Origin of the sequence: Nonlabens antarcticus, assembly GCF_015356755.1 — a bacterium.
In the GTDB taxonomy this organism is placed as follows: Bacteria; Bacteroidota; Bacteroidia; order Flavobacteriales; family Flavobacteriaceae; genus Nonlabens; species Nonlabens antarcticus.
Genome location: NZ_JADFCO010000063.1, coordinates 148,708 through 165,832, shown reverse-complemented (window position 1 = coordinate 165,832; position 17,125 = coordinate 148,708). Strand labels below are relative to the sequence as shown.

Genomic DNA, 17,125 nt, shown 5'->3' with positions numbered 1-17,125 from the left:
TTTTATAAAACTCTACAAGTATATTATGATGATTGCGGCAAATTGCGGGTTAACCAACCGCTTTTTGCCGCTGTCGCAATGGCATATGGTGTGATCCAGAACAACGCGAAGGTAAATAGCACACTATAGGAATAGGACCAAAAACTGCTTGAAACTTTATGTCTCTTAGCATAAAATACGGTCTGGAATGTTGAGAAAATTAGTATGGTGGTAAGTGTGGCGCTTAATATTAATAAAGGATGCCATGCCAGCAATACTAGCATAAATAACAATCCAGGATAGCTTATTAGTAAGGTTAGAGATTGCTTTAAAAACAATACTCGTGTTCCAATTTTTCCTTTATGCTTAAAGTCAGCAAATACATATTTTGCCATTTCAATATTTTCTCGAACGTTGCTGCGACCCCAGCGTATAAACATTTTATAGAGACCTTCATAGGTTTCTGGAACGTTCGTAAAAGCATAAGCATTTCGCTGGAAAAGTACATCCCTACCTTGAGCCAGGATCATATTAGTTAATGCGCGATCTTCACCTATATCGCTGGGTTTTCCCATAAAACGCTGATTGATCCATTTTTCCAGACAATTAAAAACAGATTCTCTTTTATACGCAGCCAGCGCACCTGGCGTACATAGAACGCTGTTCAATGTGCTTTCTGCAGATCTAACAAATTCAAAACTTACCGCAAAACTGACATCTAACATTTTGGGTAGTAATGCTTTTTTATTATTGAGTACACGTATGTTACCGGCAACGGCACCACAATTCTTACGAACTACAAATGGGCTGACGAGGTTGCGTAGCGTATCTTTTGTAACGATAGAATCACTATCTACGGTAACAAAAATATCACCATTTCCCTCTTTGAAACCTCGATAGAGTGCGTGACGTTTACCCATATTCTCAGGCTGCTGTGAAATAATGACACGGGATCCCAGTTCTTTTTTAGCTTTTTGCATCCAGTACCATGTATCATCTTGACTACCATCATCAATAGACAAAAGCTGTAATTTTTCGATAGGAAAGTCACTGTTTGCTAGACTTTTAAGCGTTGCATAGACTTGTTTGCCCTCGTTGTAGGCGGGAACGATCACGGTAACGGTAGGCAATTCATCACTAGCAACTGAAGGGATGGATCTGTATTTAAAAAACCGATAAAGGATAAACGAAAAGTATCCCGCATTAATCGCTAGCAATGCCAGTCCCAACCAGACTACCACCTGACCCACTGGCGTTGATATTTGTTCCAGATGCATATTTTGATAATCCAGTTGCCAGAACAAGAACAGGTAAACAGCAAGCAGCAACAGCACCGCTGTTGCAAACATGACAATCGTTGCTCTGGGGTTAGATTTTATTTTGTTGACAAGCCTATTATGGGCGCGGATGGTTTTTTCCTTTTGTTTAGGAAAGTTGTTTTTATAGGGCATAACTTAATTTAGGGACCGTAAATAAACGACCTATTTTTAGCTTAAATCAATATGTTTATAGAGTTTAACAGGACTTGAACGTTGCTTAACACTATGTTAGGAGAGATTGAAGTCCGCTGTTTTGTCATTGTTATTTTAACCTTAAATGTTATTCAACATTTGAGTTTTTAAGAGACATTTTAGTAAGCGTTGATAAAATTAGAAACTGAATTAAAATTTACTTTTCAATAATTTGAATGGTTAGTAATTATTAGCTGGATGAATTTTTATGCTTATTGTTAATCGTTTTATCTTTACCCAGATGGAAAAAGTGAAAATCATAGAATGTCCGCGGGACGCAATGCAGGGAATTAAAGACATGATCCCGACTAAAACGAAGGTTCAATATCTGCAATCGTTGTTGCGTTGTGGTTTTGATACTATTGATTTTGGAAGTTTTGTGTCACCTAAAGCGATCCCACAAATGACAGATACTGCTGAGGTTCTATCCCAGCTCGACCTTTCAAAAACGGATTCTAAACTTCTTGCCATTGTTGCTAACCTACGAGGCGCTGAATCTGCTTGCGAACATCCAGAGATTGACTATTTAGGGTATCCTTTCTCCATAAGTGAGAATTTCCAAATGCGCAATACACATAAAACTATTTCTCAGTCTGTTGAGTTATTACAAGAAATTCTCAATCTCGCTCATGCGAAAGGTAAGAAGGTGGTAGTTTATATTTCAATGGGTTTCGGTAATCCATATGGTGACCCTTGGGATGTTGATATTGTAGGACAATGGACGGAGAAACTTAGCGCGATGGGAGTAGAAATCCTTTCCCTGTCAGATACTGTAGGGACTTCAGATCCTGAGTCTATTAATTATCTGTTTTCAAACCTGATTCCTAAATATCCAAAGATTGAATTTGGTGCTCACCTACATACCACACCAGACAAATGGCACGAGAAAGTTGACGCAGCTTTCCAGGCTGGTTGCCGCAGATTTGATGGTGCTATACAAGGTTTTGGCGGTTGTCCTATGGCCAAGGATGAATTGACTGGAAATATGCCTACTGAGAAAATGGTAAGCTATTTTAATACGGCCAAGGCTCAATGTAATGTAAAGGCTATGGCATTTGAAAGCAGCTATAATGAAGCGACTAAGATTTTCAGGCAATATCATTGACTGGTCTTGAGTTAAGGGTTATTACCAACTGCAGGTAGAGTTTGAACATAGAATTCTCTTTTAGCACAAAAAAGTAAAGTAGGACTTTGGCGATAAATCAAAATGATAAGTGTAATAATACCCTCGATCTTTTTTTTTGAGTTTCTATCGTGAGATGAATACGTGTTTTTTCTTTCATCTACTCCTGCTACTTTGAGTTCTTGCCGTTAATATTTCCAATTTATTCACTAAAGCATATAGAATTAATAATGGCGGAAAAAATTGGGCTTCAGCTGTATGTAAAACCTAAGACATTATTTTATTTTCAAAAACCATATTTGATAGTTTGTGCCTGTTAATGCAGGGTAATTAATGACCGTATAGATTAAGTAATTACTCCCTCATTACAGGACTTAAAATCATAAATCATACTGACCTTTCAACCTTAAGTTTACAACAACATCCTTATTAGTTGTATTTCTAAAAAACCAACCGTGTTTGCCTTCGTAGGGTGCTAAGAAAGTTCCCACCATATTATTAGCATTGGCAATGGTGTAGCTCTCAAAATAAACCTCTTTCACCTCTTTTTCTTGTTTAACCTCACCATGAAAATCGAAATATAGAATTTCGCCATTAGAGGTAGTCCATTCGTATTTCATTTTGCCGTATTTCAGCATGTTTATTTTAAATTCAATTCCCTTTCCAGCTGGGACAATTACCTCAGTTTCATCTTCCCGTGAATTTAATTGGGTGGTTGGAGCAGGATTGTCTGCCTCCACCGGTCTCTCCACATCAGGTCCAGAACCTGCTTTTTCCAGTTTGATTAGTGGGGTGGAAAAGGTAGTAGCCATAGCTTCCAGATTTGTTTCTCCAGCTTCTTCCGGAACATAAAGTTTACTAAACCCGAACAATTCTCCCGCACCTGTAGGATCCATTCCATATTCTGCGGGTAATACCGCTACCACCAGCAATACGGCACCTATAAGAATTGAAATGATGGTTGCCTTGATAATTTGTTTCTTTTCCAATACTGGATGTTTCATTTCTGACATATTTATTTTTTTAAGATGTTATATAGCCTGTTAGTTGGAAGCCGAGCAGTAAAAAACCTGCGGCCATTAGTGCGGTATTCGTAATGGTAGAAAACTTCATGAAACTAGGTTGCCTTCTCCATACGGTTATGAGGATCAATACTATTGCCAACGCAATAAACTGTCCTATTTCTACTCCAATATTGAAGCCTATCAAGTTTGTAAAAAGACCTTCTTTATCAAATTTGAATTCTTGTAGTTTACTGGCTAGACCAAAACCGTGGAACAATCCAAAGATCAAGACAGCAGCTTTAGTATTGGGTTGTTTACCAAAGAATCGTTTGAACCCGCCTAGATTATCAAAACCCTTATACACGATCGAGAGGGCAATAATCGCATCGATCAAAAATGCATTAATACTGATGTCTGCTAGAACACCTAAAAGTAAAGTTGTGCTGTGTCCAATGGTAAAAAAGCTGACGTATAAAAGCACTTCCCTAGGTTTATAAAGGAAGAAAATAACGCCTACTAGAAATAGGAGATGGTCATATCCCGTTAGCATATGTTTAGCACCTATATAAAGAAATGGCCCGAAAGCCACGCCGCTATTTCCTACCAAAAAACTTTGCGTGTCTTCATCGACACCGTGAGCCCATGCGGTAGTGTACAGTGCACAAACAACAGTTACTACTATAAGGGATATTATCTTCTTTGTCTTCATCGTGGAGTTTATTAAACCCCATTGCACATCACTGCACAATGGGGTATTATGAATTAGTGAGCGTGACCGTGCGATTCAACTTGCTGCAGGCTATCCATTCTTTTATTTTCTGCTTTTACCTGTTCAAGACTATCCTGTTTTTGAAGCATCATCTCTTCGTTGGAAATGGTTTCATTTTTTTCAGATTCTCTACAGGAAGCTAATAAGGTCAAGCTAATGGCTGCAATAAAAAGTACTTTTTTCATAAGGTTTGATTTATATAGTTTTTAAATTTAAATTATTATTCTTCTTCAGAATTCCTCAATGCAGACAATATGGAATAGGCATTCTTAGTTACAAGCTCAAAATTTTGAGCATCGGCACCTTCCGCGAAAGTTATAGCTGTATAACCCTCTTGCTCAATTCCTTTTTTCACCTGTTCTAATTTAAAGGTGTAGCCAGACTCCACTTCTTTCGATTGTAAAATAACATAGTCTTTGCCTTGATATTGAACGATAGCCTCTGAAGGGATGGCGCTTTGTTTATTGGTACCGCTTTCTAACCAAGCTTTGACGTACATACCAGGCAAAAGACCTTGCTGGTCATCTTCATTTATGTGACAATGAACAGGTGTCATACGGTCATTACCAGTAGCTTTTCCTATTAAAAAAACGGCGGCAGTCCGGTTGAACATATTATCATTGGAAAGCGAAAACTTAACGGTTTGATCAATTTTTATATTTGCCAAATCTTTTTCAAAAGCATTTAATGCCAAATGAATATCGTTTAGATCGACGATTTCAAATAGAACATCTTGTGGCGATACGTAATCTCCAATATTAACGTTGCTCTCTTTTATAAAACCCGAAATAGGCGCATAAAGGTTTGCCGTCCGTGTAATGTTGCCATTTTTAACAGAATTGCTACTTATTCCCGCAAGTGCAAGTTGTTGCTCATATGCTTTCACTCTTCCCTGGGTTATCCTATAATCAGAAGATACCTGTTGAAATATTTTTGCAGAATTTATATCCTCCTCTCTCAACTTTTTTTGGCGGTTGAATTCCTCGTCAAGAAATTGAAGTTTACTCAAGCTCTCCAAATATCCCTGTTGGATGGTGATAAATTCAGGATTTTCGATGGTTGCTAATACCTGACCTTTTTTAATGGCTTCACCAGGCAATCTTCCCGCAGTTTTTAAGTACCCTCCTAAAGGTGCAGAGACAGAGGCCATACTTTCAGGCTCTACATCAATGACTCCATTGAGTTTAATAATATTACTGAGGTTTCTCATCTCAATCACTCCAGTCTCAATTTCGGCAAGATTGTACTGGTCTTTTGTAAATGTTATTTGTTTCACTCCATCTGTACTTGGTTTTTCATCTTGCATTGAAGATTCTTCGGTAGTTTCTATGCTGTCTGACTCCTTGTTGCCACAAGCCACCATAAATAGAGCGGACAAAATAAGTAGCGTGTTATTAAATTTGATTTTCATCTGTTTGTGTTTAATGGTGATATTATTAGATATTACAAGCCTAGTAGGGCTTCAATTACTATGATGGATTGATTTAATTGAAATAGGGAGTTCAAATATTCGGTTTGAATATTGCTTGCCAAAGTTAAATTTTGCAAATATTGAGTATAAGAAATATCTCCACTTTTAAAGCTTTTTTCCGAGTTGTCAATAATGAGCTCTGCTTGTGGCAGGGCCTCATCCTGATAGTATTTCACGGTTCCTTGTAGCTTATAATATTCTTGAAGTAAATTTTCCAGTTCCCCTTGTAGCTGGGTTTTATTCAGCTCAATTTGAGATAAAGCTATATTCTCTTCTATTTTTGCCGCATTTATTTTGGAACGGTGTCCTCCAGGTAAAATGGGAATTGCTATGCCTACTTGAAAGAATGAAAACCGGTCATTATTACTGAAAATTTGGTTTGCTATACCGTTACTGGCAGCACCATTAAAGGTTTGGCTATTGTAACCAAACATAATATCTGGCAAAATTTTATTTCTTGCCACATTGGTCTCCCGTTTGCTGACCTCTAATTCTTGCTTTAAATAAATAAATAAGGGACTTTGTTCAACAGATTGACTCTCGATAGCTAAATCTATTTCTCGAGCAACTAACTCAACATCTGCGACACTAATAATATCCTGAGTGTTTAAAACTACCTGAAGCCGCTTTTGGGCCATTCTCAATTCGGCTTCATTTTGTTGAAGCTTGTTCTTTATCTGCATCGATTGAGTGGCGGACGTAACACTCTCTAATTTAGTGGATTCCCCAGTTTCATAACGTATCAAACTTGACCTACTAAGATTACCATACAAACTATCTTGACGTTCTAATAAACGCTTGTTATCCTTTAAGAATACAGTTCTTAAATAGGCAATTTTTACGTCAGCGATGAGTTCGTTTTCTTCAATGACTTTTAATTGCTTCTTGCTCTTAACTTTGGCTTTCGCCAAATTGAACTGACTGACATAAACTGTTGGAAAATTAAAACGTTGTGTAATACCATATTGATTATCATTTACGGTAGGCGTATTAAACTCTCCACGCGAATAGGAAAATTCTGTTCTCGGAATGTTTATCGCTCCGTATTTTCCAGTTTCTTCCATCTCAATTTCATATTGTGCAATCCTGATCCGGTTGTTGTTCTGAAGTGCTATTTCAATGGCTTGTTGCAATGTTATTTTTTGCTCTGGCACTAATTTTACCTCTTGTGCCTGGAGTTGCATGGCAGGAAAGAACAAACCGCCAATCACGATTAACGTGGTACCAATTTTCTTCTTACCGAGATTAAACTTTGCTTTTCTATCTGTAAAGTAGATGTATAAAACGGGTAGAACGATAAGCGTTAACGCAGTCGCAGTAATCAATCCACCTATAACAACCGTTGCTAGAGGACGTTGTACTTCTGCACCTGAGGAATTTGATAAAGCCATGGGTAGAAAACCTAACGCAGCTACAGTCGCAGTCATCAGTACCGGTCTAAGTCTAACCCGCGTACCTTGAAGGACACGTTCATAAATATCTGTTACTCCTTCTTTGTCCAGTCGATTGAATTCTGCCACCAGTACGATGCCATTCAAAACCGCCACACCAAATAATGCTATAAAACCTATACCTGCAGAAATACTAAAGGGTATATCTCTTATGATAAGAGCAAAAACACCTCCAATAGCAGATAATGGAATTGCCGAAAAAATGAGCAAGCTCTGTTTCATGGATCCGAAGGCAAAATAGAGCAGTATTAAAATCAGCAGTAACGCTATAGGTAAAGCAATCATCAGCCTTTGATTAGCCTCTTGTAGGTTCTGAAATTGCCCTCCATAGGTCACGTAATAACCAGCTGGCATCTCCACATTTTTTGTCATGATCTGTTTGATATCTTCAATGATACTTTGCACATCACGATCACGTACATTAAAGCCAACAATAATCCGGCGTTTGGCATTGTCCCGTTGAATCTGAACAGGTCCTGGTTCAAATGAAACAGTAGCAACTTCACTTAAGGGGATTTGATTGCCCTCTGGGGTGCTGATATAAAGATTCTGTACGTCGCTTATATCGGTTCGGAATTCTTTGTCAAGTCGCACCACAAGATCAAACCTGCGTTCCCCCTCATACACAAGGCCTGCAGATGTACCTGCAAAAGCAGTTTCAATAGTATTATTTATACTTTCAATGTTCATCCCGTATTGCGAAATCTTATCCCGGTTCATTTGAATATTGATCTGTGGTAGTCCGGTGACTTCCTCAACATATAAATCTGCAACCCCCTCTACAGATTTTATTTTGCTACCTACATTACCGGCGAGATCAGAAAGAGTATTGAGGTCTTCCCCATAAATTTTCAAAACTACATCCTGTTTTGCACCCGTTAAAAGCTCATTGAAACGCATTTGTATGGGTTGTTGAAAGCTAAAAGTAGCATTGGGGATAATTGATAGGGATTCTTTCATCTCTGCCGCCAGTTCCTCTCTTCCACTAGCTTTTGTCCAGTCATCTTTGGAGCTTAAAATAACCATCATATCTCCTGCTTCAATAGGCATGGGATCCGTTGGAATTTCTCCTGAACCTATCTTGTTCACCACCTGCAATACTTCATCTGGATACTCATTTAATAATATGGTCTGTGCTTTTTGAGAGACATCAATCATTTGATCAATAGAGCTGCCGACAGGCACTCGTGTCTCAACCGCAAAATCACCTTCGTCCAGTTGAGGAATAAACTCTCCCCCCATATTTACAAACACGACCAGTGTAATGAGAAATAAGACCACCGCCACCCCAATTACAAGGAGCTTTGCATGAAGAGCAGCTTTTATTATAGGATTGTATATACGTTGAAAGAAATCCATCATTCTATCAGAAAAATTTCTTTTGTGTTCCGTATTACGGTTCAGGATGAGTGCTGACATCATGGGAACATAGGTCAACGATAGAATTAAAGCTCCTAGAATAGCAAACATTACCGTCTGTGCCATAGGGTGGAACATTTTCCCAGCGACCCCAGTCAAGGCTAGAATAGGGAGATACACAATGAGAATGATTATTTGTCCAAAGGCTGCAGAATTCATCATTTTTCCTGCAGAACTTTTTACTTCAATATCCATCTGTTTAGAAGACAGTTTTTCAACTCCGGCATATTTGTTTTTACTGGTATGAATGCCAAACATTATCGACTCGACGATAATTACAGCCCCATCTACAATAAGGCCAAAATCTATAGCCCCCAAACTCATAAGGTTTCCTGAAACTCCAAAGAGGTTCATCATTGCGATGGCAAAAAGCATGGAGAGCGGTATTACCGAGGCCACTATCAATCCACCCCTAAAATTACCCAGAAAGAGGATCAACACAAAAATTACGATCAAGGCACCTTCCGTAAGATTTGTGGTAACTGTTCCTATTGCGCGGTCCACTAAATTTTTCCTATCTAAATAGGGCTCAATAGTTACACCTTCGGGTAAAGTTTCTTTAATCTGTTCAATTTTATCCTTTACATCATTGATAACTGCGGAGGAGTTGGCTCCTTTTAGCATCATTACAATTCCCGTTACTACCTCGCCCTCACCATTACGAGTAGCAGCACCATAACGTACGCTGTGACCAAACTGTACATTAGCAACATCCCTAATTAGCACAGGTGTCCCATTATTCAATTTCACAGCTATTTTCTCCAGCTCTTGCAGGTTGTTAACAAGGCCTTCGCTTCTTATGAAGTAGGCATTGGGACCTTTATCAATATAAGCCCCACCGGTATTTTGATTGTTTTTTTCTAGCGCGGTAAAAATTTCTTCAATAGTAACATTCAAACTTTGAAGTTTATCTGGATCTATAGCAATTTCATATTGCTTCACTAAACCCCCAAAACCACTCACTTCTGCAACACCAGGTGTTCCTAAGAGTTGTCTTTTTATAATCCAGTCTTGAATGGTTCTTAATTCGGTTGCATCATATTTATCTTCATATCCCTTTTCGGTATGAATTACATATTGATATATTTCACCCAATCCAGTAGTTACGGGTCCCATTTCAGGCTTACCGACGCCTTGGGGAATTTGATCAGCTGCAGATGACAGTCGTTCCTGAACTTGTTGCCGTGCCCAGTATAAATCTACACTTTCTTCAAAAACAATAGTTACTATGGAAAGCCCGAAGCGGGAAAACGAACGCATATCTTTTATTCCAGGAATACTCACCATGGTCTGTTCAACTGGAAATGTAACAAGCTGCTCCACCTCTTGTGCTGCAAGGGTAGGGGAAACTGTAATTACCATTACCTGATTATCGGTAATATCTGGTACCGCATCAATGGGCAATTGGGTTAGGGAATAAGCTCCCCAGCCTATGAGAAACAGAGTTAATATCCCGACAACCAGCTTGTTGTTGATCGAGAATTGAATGATTTTATCCAACATTATATGAGAATATTTTTTGAGTGAAAATTAAGCATGACATAAAAAGCTCATAATACAGATCACTACAAAGCGCCTATAATATTGAATCTAAATATGTGATAAAAGGGATGTCGCTTTCGCGAAAGCGAAACTGTACTTATCTAAAGTAAAGTCACGAAAAGACAGAGTTGTCCCGTGAAAACTTAATTATACTCTGGGAGGCTGGAAGAGAGATTCTAGAGACCTAGAATTAAACTGAAAAGAATAATGGCTGTATTGCTTCATTTGCTCTATAGCCACAGAATTAATTGTTAGACTATTAGAAGGTGCTACAAATACAGAAACTTGAAAAATTTGTTGATGGGAGTGCGCGGGTGTCTCATTATCATGAGTTTCTTTATGATGAGACTCGCTATCGCTAGGGTGATCAAATAATTCTTCTACGGCATACTGTAGGAAAGAATCGTCGTCATACGCTTTATGTACTTGGTAATGGGAAATAAAATCAGACACCTTTTCTAAGGACTCATGAAAACTCATACGTACATTCACTCCTTGAAACAGGAATAGAAAAACCATTGAAATGGAAGTGATAATTTTCATCAGTTCGCAAATATAATATACATTGTTATTAAACTCTATATGTTTTGTTGGTGCTTTCAAAATTTCGCTAAATATAAGATAGCAATGATGTCCTAATACTGAATAAAAGTATACCTAAACCCTTTTGTCATCCAGGTTGAAATTTTTGATAGTGAAATGATTGACAGGTTAACGTGCGTGGGCATTCGTTAGGGTTTGTAGAACTCAATTTGAATATCGTTTTATTAATACTTACCACAGGGGTCAATAATTGTATAAAGTATTACTAATTGACCTGGTCTATTTTTAAATACGTTACGGTAACAAAAGAATGGCTTGTAGACTAGCGCAATCAATACAAGCTTTGAATAAGAGGTTTTAAGGTTGATCTGAGATTTGTAGTTTATAAAACTAATTTTTCTAGAATAGAAAAACCCCTTAAAAGAGTTGATACAACTCTTTTAAGGGGTTTACTTGGTACCCGGAATGGGACTTGAACCCACACGTATAAATACACACGGCCCTCAACCGTGCCTGTCTACCAATTTCAGCACCCGGGTAAAAAAAAAGCCCTTATTGAATAAGGACTTATAAAAACCTTACGGCTTTTGTGACTTGGCTGGGGTTCGAACCCAGGACCCTCACATTAAAAGTGTGATGCTCTACCAGCTGAGCTACCAAGTCGGTATTTTTAATTGCGGGTGCAAATATAAAACGTATCCTGCATAACCTGCTAATCTTTTTGATATAAATTTGAAAGAAAATTATCTACTTGAAAATGAGCGAAGAAAGTAAATCGGTTATTGTGTTGTTAGGGTATATGGGGTCGGGTAAAACAACTGTGGGACAGGAGCTTGCATCTGTTTTAAGCTATGTTCATATTGATCTTGATGATTACATAGAATCTAGCGAAAATTCTACTATTGCAGAGATAATCGACCAAAAAGGCATCATTTATTTCAGAAAACAGGAAATGACTCATTTGGAAATGCTTTTGAAGCGCTCTGAAAAAACGGTTTTATCTCTAGGTGGTGGAACACCTTGTTACTATGATAATATGAATTTAGTAAACAAATGTTCAAATGCTGCTTCTATTTATCTAAGAGCAAACGTCCCTTTTTTGACTGATCGATTATTTATCGAAAAAGAACATCGTCCACTGATTAGAAGTATTGATGACAAAGAAGAGCTAGCAGAATTTATTGGCAAACATCTTTTGGAACGATCCATTTTTTATGACATGGCTGATTTTACCGTATCGATAGAAGGAAAGACGCCGCAACAATTAGCTCAGGAAATTAGAACCTTAGTTTAAACTCACACTGTACACTTCAGATTCAATATCAACCTGAACATGCTCCTCAATCGTTGTGGAAAGCGAGATTCCTTTAAAATCTGCTTTAACGGGATATTTCTTATGATTGCGATTGACAAGAACTGCTGTTTTAAACTTTTTGACAGGAACTTCAAGAAAATGTCTTACGGCATACATTAAAGTGGTTCCTGAATTCAATACATCATCGCACAGAACAATTCCCTTATTTTCATAGGCCGCAGCATCAAGACTTGTTTTTACAGAATCCAGTGGGTTCTGCTTGTCCATGGTAACCTCACAGAGAATTACCTCAAAATCGCAAATTTGGGCTAGATGTTCCTTGAGCTTTTTAGCAAGTACAAAACCACCGTCAGCAATACCAGCGAGAACTATCTGGTCATGCTCCATGTAAACCTCGCCAATTTGATAAGCGATGCGGCGAATTTTATTTGTTATCTGATCATGGTTTAATATTTCCATAGAAAGTGTTTGTTGGTTACCTATTTACAGCTAGATGAATTAAAATCCTTCTAATTCAACCGATGGGTTAAAATCAATCATTTAAAGGTTATTCTTTAGAATTTTATCGAAAAATCGGGACTTAAGGATTAGTCAATTTCTTCCGTTTGATCAAGAACATCATCAAGATCTCTACGATCTTTCTTAGTGGGTCTTCCTTCTCCCTTGCGGCGATAGTAATCCTGATTGAGTTCAATCATTTTTTTAGCATCAAAATTTTCTTGAGGCGTGCGATCTACTCTATATAGGTTGACTAATTTAGCCCCCACGCGACTAGCAGGTAGATCCAGTACTTCTACCTTGTAATCTATCTGATCTTTACGCAGGCTTATCATATCACCAGGAAACACGTCACGTGCTGGTTTTACAATGTCACCGTTCACTCTAAAACGGCCCTTTTTTGCCGCGTCAGTAGCTTTGCTTCTGGTTTTATAATAACGAACAGACCATAAATATTTATCAATGCGCATAAGATGCCGTTTAATATAGCGTTATCCTTACAAAAATAGCTGAAAATACTATCTTTGAGGCTCGAAAAATCGATGATGAAAAAACTAAAATTACAATTTCTAACACTTATCGCCGCACTCTTATTAATTTCTTGTGGTAGCGACGATGATTCTCCAGAAATAGAGCAAAGAGATCCTCAAGAGGTTTATCTAGAAGATATCGCAGAGATCAATTTGTTCCTCAATACCCACTATTGGGATCAAACTGAAATGCAGAATGCTCCAGACGGTGCTGATTTTGATGTGAATTTCAAAGAAATTGAAGCAGGTGATAGTTCGCAAATTCCTCTATCACAACAGGTAATTAGCCAGAATGTTACTAGAAATGGAGTTGATTATCAGGTCTATATCTTAAAAGCCCGTGAAGGTGAAGGAACAAGACCGCCTACCTTTGCAGATAGTGCTTTAGTGAGTTATAAAGGAACTCTTTTAGATGGGACTGAATTTGATAGTAGCATTAACAGCATCTGGTTTGATTTGCCAGGAAGTTTAGTAACCCCAGCAACGATAGTAGGATTTACCGTCGGTGTAACACAATTCAAAGATTCTGAAGTGATAATTCCAAATGATGATGGGACAATTAGCTACAAAGGCAGTGGTATAGGCGCTGTTTTTATACCATCCGGATTGGGTTATTTTGGTAGCACACAAGCTAGAATACCGGCGTATTCTCCATTAATATTTACCTTCAAGCTTCGTAAAGTTAAAATTACTGATCATGATGGTGATGGCATCCTTTCCGTTTTTGAGGATCTTGATGGTGATGGTAATTTGAGATCAACTGGCTTTATTGATAATACAGATGAAGATTTCGGTCCTGGAAGACAGCCCCTATATAACTATATAGATGCAGATGATGATAACGACGGTATTTTAACCAAAGATGAAAATGCAGATCCTAACGGCGATGGAAACCCCAGCGATGCTAAGGACACTGATGGTGATGGAATACCGGATTACTTAGATAATCAGACCGAAAATTAGCGAGTTGATGATTCGACTGTAATTCAAGAGATAAGATCTAAAAAATCCCGTGAACGTTTACGTCACGGGATTTTTTATGATGTGTTTCAAAACTTCAATATTGTGGTCTGATGTATCGTTTAATTCAAACAAATGCACACTCAAATATACTTGTAAAGCGTTCACGCAAGTGTTGATTTTTAAAACATATTGAATTTATGTAGAGCATAGCTGCTTTCCATATTTATAAAACTCTAGGTCATTTGTTTCGGAATTTATAATGGGGTATTATGGAATAATTTGAAGTCAGATTGTGGAATGGTTTTCCGCTTTCGCGAAAGCGGACTTCTATTAAATTTTACTTCTTATAAAATGGGATTCTATAAGAAATCCCATAGGAATAACCCACGCCTATATTATTAGTGTCATAGGTACGACCAAATCCAGGTACATAGAGATTTCCAAAATTTTCAGGGGCATCTTCACTAGCCATAACCTTCAACTGTACATTAATGTTCATATAAACATTATTCAACACCTCGACCTTAAGGCCAGTTTGAACCTCTCCCCATATGACAATAAGTCCTGTGGTTTTCTCATTAGGAAATACGGTTACCTGATCGTATAGTTCATTGTCCTGGTAGTAATTGTAGCGATTGAGGGTTTGGGAAAAATTAGCAGCTCCTACACGCAAGCCCACATAAATCATATTATCCATATCGAGCCAGTTGCGGTAGAAATTATAGTCGCCGCCAGCTTTTACATAAGATCCACTGGTTTCAAAATCAATTTGATTTGTTTCTCTTTCTAATTGTTCATTTCCCAATTCTGCTGCCAGGTACCATCGGTCTGTCAAGCGATAATCAGACAGGATTTGAAATCCAGAATACTCCTTATCAAAGCCAGTTCTAATCAAACTCGCAAGATCAACCCCTACTCGCAAACCATAGGTTTCTTTGTATTGGGTGCTGTCAGTTGCTACAGATGGTGCTTCCGCATTTTGTGAAAAAGCATTGGTACAACATAGAAAAACACAAAAGCTAGTGACGTATCTCCACATGGACATCTTGATTTGAGGTGACGCTACTATTTTTAACGATAATGTTTCTAATCCATTGTGCAGAAGGTGATTCTGTTACTGGTGTTGCAGTTAACTCGTTATAAACTGCCTTATAACCGCAGGCGCGGTTGATATATTCTGGAGCTGATACATATGTAAAATTGATAGGATCAGCGTTTGTCGCCCCATTCAATATCCTGACGAAATCATATTCAGACATACTCGCATTAATGCGTAAAGGTATTGCGATGGAGTCTACCTGAGTCAAACGGGTGTTTCCCGCATCATTCAAAGGAGCGGCTGTGTTGCTTGCTATTTCAATTACTTGAAGGTCTGATACCGGTTTTCTAATTAGGGGATTATTACTGTCCTTAAAAAGAATTATTAACCGTGGTGTTGCCGCTTCTTCTGGAATACACAAATCATCCTTCTCACAAGAAGACATAATTGTGCATAATAAAATTCCTACAATAAGAAGTTTTGATTTATTCATTAATAAGTTTTGTCAAAATTTCTGTGGTTTCTGGATAACTAGGCCTGTGAATATAATCTGATTGAACCATTTCTCCCTCTTTATTGAAAATAGTATAAGTTGGGAAACCTTCTAAATTGATCTGGCTTGCAATAACACTTGATGCTTTATCTTCTAAGAAGTAGTGTTTCCCTTTTATTTGAAACTGTGCGATAGATGGAATGTAAGCGGCACGTTCACTGTTGTGACACAGATAAATAAATTCTACATCATCCTTAAATTTTTCGTGAAGTTGAGGTGACGCATTTTTAAATTCTACTTTACATGGTCCACACCAGGTCGCCCAGTTGTCGATGTAAATCACCTTACCGTTAGCATTAGCCACGATTTCATCAAGATAGTTTTCTGGATCGTCAGATTTAAAAGTCAGTAGCTCTGCTTCTTTTGGTAATTCCGGTGAATCTAATAATCTTTTCTCATCGTTGTATCGATCGATCACTGACTTCTTAATAGCGGCATTAGTTATGGACTTAGAAATGAGCTCTTTGGATTTTTCATAAACGATTAGGTTATGATCTGCAAAACTTCCATAAGCCAGATCATGGATCACATAATCATAAAGTAAACCTTTTTCTTTTTGAGCTGCTGCGAGTTCAATGGCTTTAACATCCATGGCGTCGTCATCCATTTCTGCACCAGCAGTTGCTCTTGCTTCACTACGCAAACGATAGGTCAGATTATAAATCAGACGCTGCACCGTCCCTGTATTTACCAAATCGGTAGTTTTCAATTCTGGGACGTTATCGAGGAATGTGTAATATTCGCCATCTGCATCTGGAGCTTCAAAGTCATAGTAGCTGCGGTAATTTGCAAAATCAAGTAGGGTAGTGGGTAGGTAATATTTTTCTTGTGCCTTGATATAATTTTTCAAAACAGGCTCATCAGAATCCTGAATGAATTTAGCATTAAAATCCTCCAGTGTTTTTTGACTTTTTGAGACATAAGAAAGAAAATCTGCTGTTGCAGTTTCTTCTTCAGATTCATAAAATGGCTGTACATCTAGAGGGAATTGGGCTTTGTAAGCGACCAAGCGCTCGTTTACAACACTGCGATCACCTGTAAATTTATAATTGGTTTTAGATCTCAAGCTGTCCACGTCAACTGCAGTGTATGTCACGTGAATAGAATCTCCTGGAATTGCAAGAATATTAAAAGGAGCATTTCCCACCACAGTCAACTCAGCAGGACTGGTCAATGGTACTTCCAGTTTGAAACTTCCGTCTGCGTTAATATCTGCGGAGAATTCTTGATAATCCGTTGCTAAATAATCATATGTATAAACAGTGAGTTTATCAATTCCCAGAGCGTCCACATTACTTACGTTTCCAGAAATAATGGTTTTTGCATCAGCATCAAATTCGATTTCAAAATCCTCATCATTTTTACAAGAAAACAAGACTAATGCGATAAGCACGAGAGCAACATAATTCTTCATT

At 38.0% G+C, this 17,125-nt stretch carries 15 protein-coding genes and 2 tRNA genes; 3 read left to right on the top strand and 14 right to left on the bottom strand.

Annotation, left to right across the window (positions count from 1 at the left end; translation table 11 throughout):
* Positions 1-23: 23 nt before the first annotated feature.
* Positions 24-1,430 (bottom strand): glycosyltransferase, encoded by a 1,407-nt coding sequence (locus IQ282_RS05090; protein WP_194850771.1) that lies wholly within the window; start codon positions 1,428-1,430, stop codon positions 24-26.
* A 301-nt stretch (positions 1,431-1,731) separates the two neighbouring features.
* Here IQ282_RS05090 and IQ282_RS05085 point away from each other — a divergent pair, with 301 nt between their 5' ends.
* The gene (locus tag IQ282_RS05085; protein WP_194850770.1) at positions 1,732-2,595 is read left to right on the top strand and encodes a hydroxymethylglutaryl-CoA lyase; all 864 of its coding nucleotides are present in this window, start codon (positions 1,732-1,734) and stop codon (positions 2,593-2,595) included.
* Positions 2,596-2,993: 398 nt separating this feature from the next.
* Here the strand turns inward: IQ282_RS05085 and IQ282_RS05080 are convergent, their stop codons facing one another.
* From IQ282_RS05080 to IQ282_RS05045, 8 genes are all read right to left on the bottom strand, one after another.
* Complete coding sequence (locus IQ282_RS05080; protein ID WP_194850769.1) at positions 2,994-3,626, bottom strand: hypothetical protein; 633 nt, start codon at positions 3,624-3,626, stop codon at positions 2,994-2,996.
* A gap of 10 nt (positions 3,627-3,636) precedes the next feature.
* Positions 3,637-4,326, bottom strand: coding sequence for a HupE/UreJ family protein (locus IQ282_RS05075; protein ID WP_194850768.1), 690 nt, complete (start codon positions 4,324-4,326; stop codon positions 3,637-3,639).
* Between the two features lie 53 nt (positions 4,327-4,379).
* Positions 4,380-4,571: a hypothetical protein gene (locus IQ282_RS05070; protein ID WP_194850767.1), complete on the bottom strand. Its 192-nt coding sequence runs from the start codon at positions 4,569-4,571 to the stop codon at positions 4,380-4,382.
* Between the two features lie 35 nt (positions 4,572-4,606).
* On the bottom strand, positions 4,607-5,797 hold the full coding sequence (locus IQ282_RS05065; protein WP_194850766.1) for an efflux RND transporter periplasmic adaptor subunit: 1,191 nt from the start codon (positions 5,795-5,797) through the stop codon (positions 4,607-4,609).
* 32 nt (positions 5,798-5,829) lie between these two features.
* Positions 5,830-10,230: a CusA/CzcA family heavy metal efflux RND transporter gene (locus IQ282_RS05060; RefSeq protein ID WP_194850765.1), complete on the bottom strand. Its 4,401-nt coding sequence runs from the start codon at positions 10,228-10,230 to the stop codon at positions 5,830-5,832.
* Positions 10,231-10,416: 186 nt separating this feature from the next.
* Complete coding sequence (locus tag IQ282_RS05055) at positions 10,417-10,812, bottom strand: hypothetical protein (RefSeq protein ID WP_194850764.1); 396 nt, start codon at positions 10,810-10,812, stop codon at positions 10,417-10,419.
* A 454-nt stretch (positions 10,813-11,266) separates the two neighbouring features.
* Positions 11,267-11,351 (bottom strand) — tRNA-Leu (locus IQ282_RS05050).
* Between the two features lie 51 nt (positions 11,352-11,402).
* Positions 11,403-11,475, bottom strand: a tRNA-Lys gene (locus IQ282_RS05045).
* A gap of 94 nt (positions 11,476-11,569) precedes the next feature.
* On the opposite strand from IQ282_RS05045, the gene IQ282_RS05040 reads away from it, so the two are divergent.
* A complete protein-coding gene (locus IQ282_RS05040) occupies positions 11,570-12,106 on the top strand; it encodes a shikimate kinase (protein ID WP_194850763.1) in 537 nt (178 codons plus the stop codon).
* On the opposite strand, the gene IQ282_RS05035 is transcribed toward IQ282_RS05040, so the two are convergent.
* Both IQ282_RS05035 and IQ282_RS05030 read right to left on the bottom strand, forming a co-directional pair.
* Positions 12,098-12,586 carry a phosphoribosyltransferase domain-containing protein gene (locus tag IQ282_RS05035; protein WP_194850762.1) on the bottom strand — a complete coding sequence of 163 codons (489 nt, stop codon included), beginning with the start codon at positions 12,584-12,586 and terminating at the stop codon, positions 12,098-12,100. The genes IQ282_RS05040 and IQ282_RS05035 overlap by 9 nt on opposite strands.
* A 128-nt stretch (positions 12,587-12,714) precedes the next feature.
* Entirely contained in the window at positions 12,715-13,095 is a 381-nt protein-coding gene (locus tag IQ282_RS05030) for an RNA-binding S4 domain-containing protein (protein WP_194850761.1), read from the bottom strand.
* A 75-nt stretch (positions 13,096-13,170) separates the two neighbouring features.
* Here IQ282_RS05030 and IQ282_RS05025 point away from each other — a divergent pair, with 75 nt between their 5' ends.
* Positions 13,171-14,118, top strand: a complete 948-nt coding sequence (locus IQ282_RS05025) for an FKBP-type peptidyl-prolyl cis-trans isomerase (RefSeq protein WP_228547226.1) — start codon at positions 13,171-13,173, stop codon at positions 14,116-14,118.
* Positions 14,119-14,455: 337 nt separating this feature from the next.
* On the opposite strand, the gene IQ282_RS05020 is transcribed toward IQ282_RS05025, so the two are convergent.
* From IQ282_RS05020 to IQ282_RS05010, 3 genes are read right to left on the bottom strand one after another with little or no spacing between them, the layout of a single operon-like run.
* Positions 14,456-15,157, bottom strand: a complete 702-nt coding sequence (locus IQ282_RS05020; protein WP_194850759.1) for a DUF6048 family protein — start codon at positions 15,155-15,157, stop codon at positions 14,456-14,458.
* Positions 15,138-15,650: a DUF6452 family protein gene (locus tag IQ282_RS05015; protein WP_194850758.1), complete on the bottom strand. Its 513-nt coding sequence runs from the start codon at positions 15,648-15,650 to the stop codon at positions 15,138-15,140. The genes IQ282_RS05020 and IQ282_RS05015 overlap by 20 nt, the downstream gene beginning before the upstream one ends.
* Positions 15,643-17,124 carry a TlpA family protein disulfide reductase gene (locus IQ282_RS05010; protein ID WP_194850757.1) on the bottom strand — a complete coding sequence of 494 codons (1,482 nt, stop codon included), beginning with the start codon at positions 17,122-17,124 and terminating at the stop codon, positions 15,643-15,645. The genes IQ282_RS05015 and IQ282_RS05010 overlap by 8 nt, the downstream gene beginning before the upstream one ends.
* Position 17,125: the final 1 nt, after the last annotated feature.

Coding starts and splice junctions, on each gene's coding strand:
- IQ282_RS05090 (WP_194850771.1), bottom strand. CDS start 1,430: ATGCCCTATAAAAACAACTTTCCTAAACAAAAGGAAAAAACCATCCGC.
- IQ282_RS05085 (WP_194850770.1), top strand. CDS start 1,732: ATGGAAAAAGTGAAAATCATAGAATGTCCGCGGGACGCAATGCAGGGA.
- IQ282_RS05080 (WP_194850769.1), bottom strand. CDS start 3,626: ATGTCAGAAATGAAACATCCAGTATTGGAAAAGAAACAAATTATCAAG.
- IQ282_RS05075 (WP_194850768.1), bottom strand. CDS start 4,326: ATGAAGACAAAGAAGATAATATCCCTTATAGTAGTAACTGTTGTTTGT.
- IQ282_RS05070 (WP_194850767.1), bottom strand. CDS start 4,571: ATGAAAAAAGTACTTTTTATTGCAGCCATTAGCTTGACCTTATTAGCT.
- IQ282_RS05065 (WP_194850766.1), bottom strand. CDS start 5,797: ATGAAAATCAAATTTAATAACACGCTACTTATTTTGTCCGCTCTATTT.
- IQ282_RS05060 (WP_194850765.1), bottom strand. CDS start 10,230: ATGTTGGATAAAATCATTCAATTCTCGATCAACAACAAGCTGGTTGTC.
- IQ282_RS05055 (WP_194850764.1), bottom strand. CDS start 10,812: ATGAAAATTATCACTTCCATTTCAATGGTTTTTCTATTCCTGTTTCAA.
- IQ282_RS05040 (WP_194850763.1), top strand. CDS start 11,570: ATGAGCGAAGAAAGTAAATCGGTTATTGTGTTGTTAGGGTATATGGGG.
- IQ282_RS05035 (WP_194850762.1), bottom strand. CDS start 12,586: ATGGAAATATTAAACCATGATCAGATAACAAATAAAATTCGCCGCATC.
- IQ282_RS05030 (WP_194850761.1), bottom strand. CDS start 13,095: ATGCGCATTGATAAATATTTATGGTCTGTTCGTTATTATAAAACCAGA.
- IQ282_RS05025 (WP_228547226.1), top strand. CDS start 13,171: ATGAAAAAACTAAAATTACAATTTCTAACACTTATCGCCGCACTCTTA.
- IQ282_RS05020 (WP_194850759.1), bottom strand. CDS start 15,157: ATGTGGAGATACGTCACTAGCTTTTGTGTTTTTCTATGTTGTACCAAT.
- IQ282_RS05015 (WP_194850758.1), bottom strand. CDS start 15,650: ATGAATAAATCAAAACTTCTTATTGTAGGAATTTTATTATGCACAATT.
- IQ282_RS05010 (WP_194850757.1), bottom strand. CDS start 17,124: ATGAAGAATTATGTTGCTCTCGTGCTTATCGCATTAGTCTTGTTTTCT.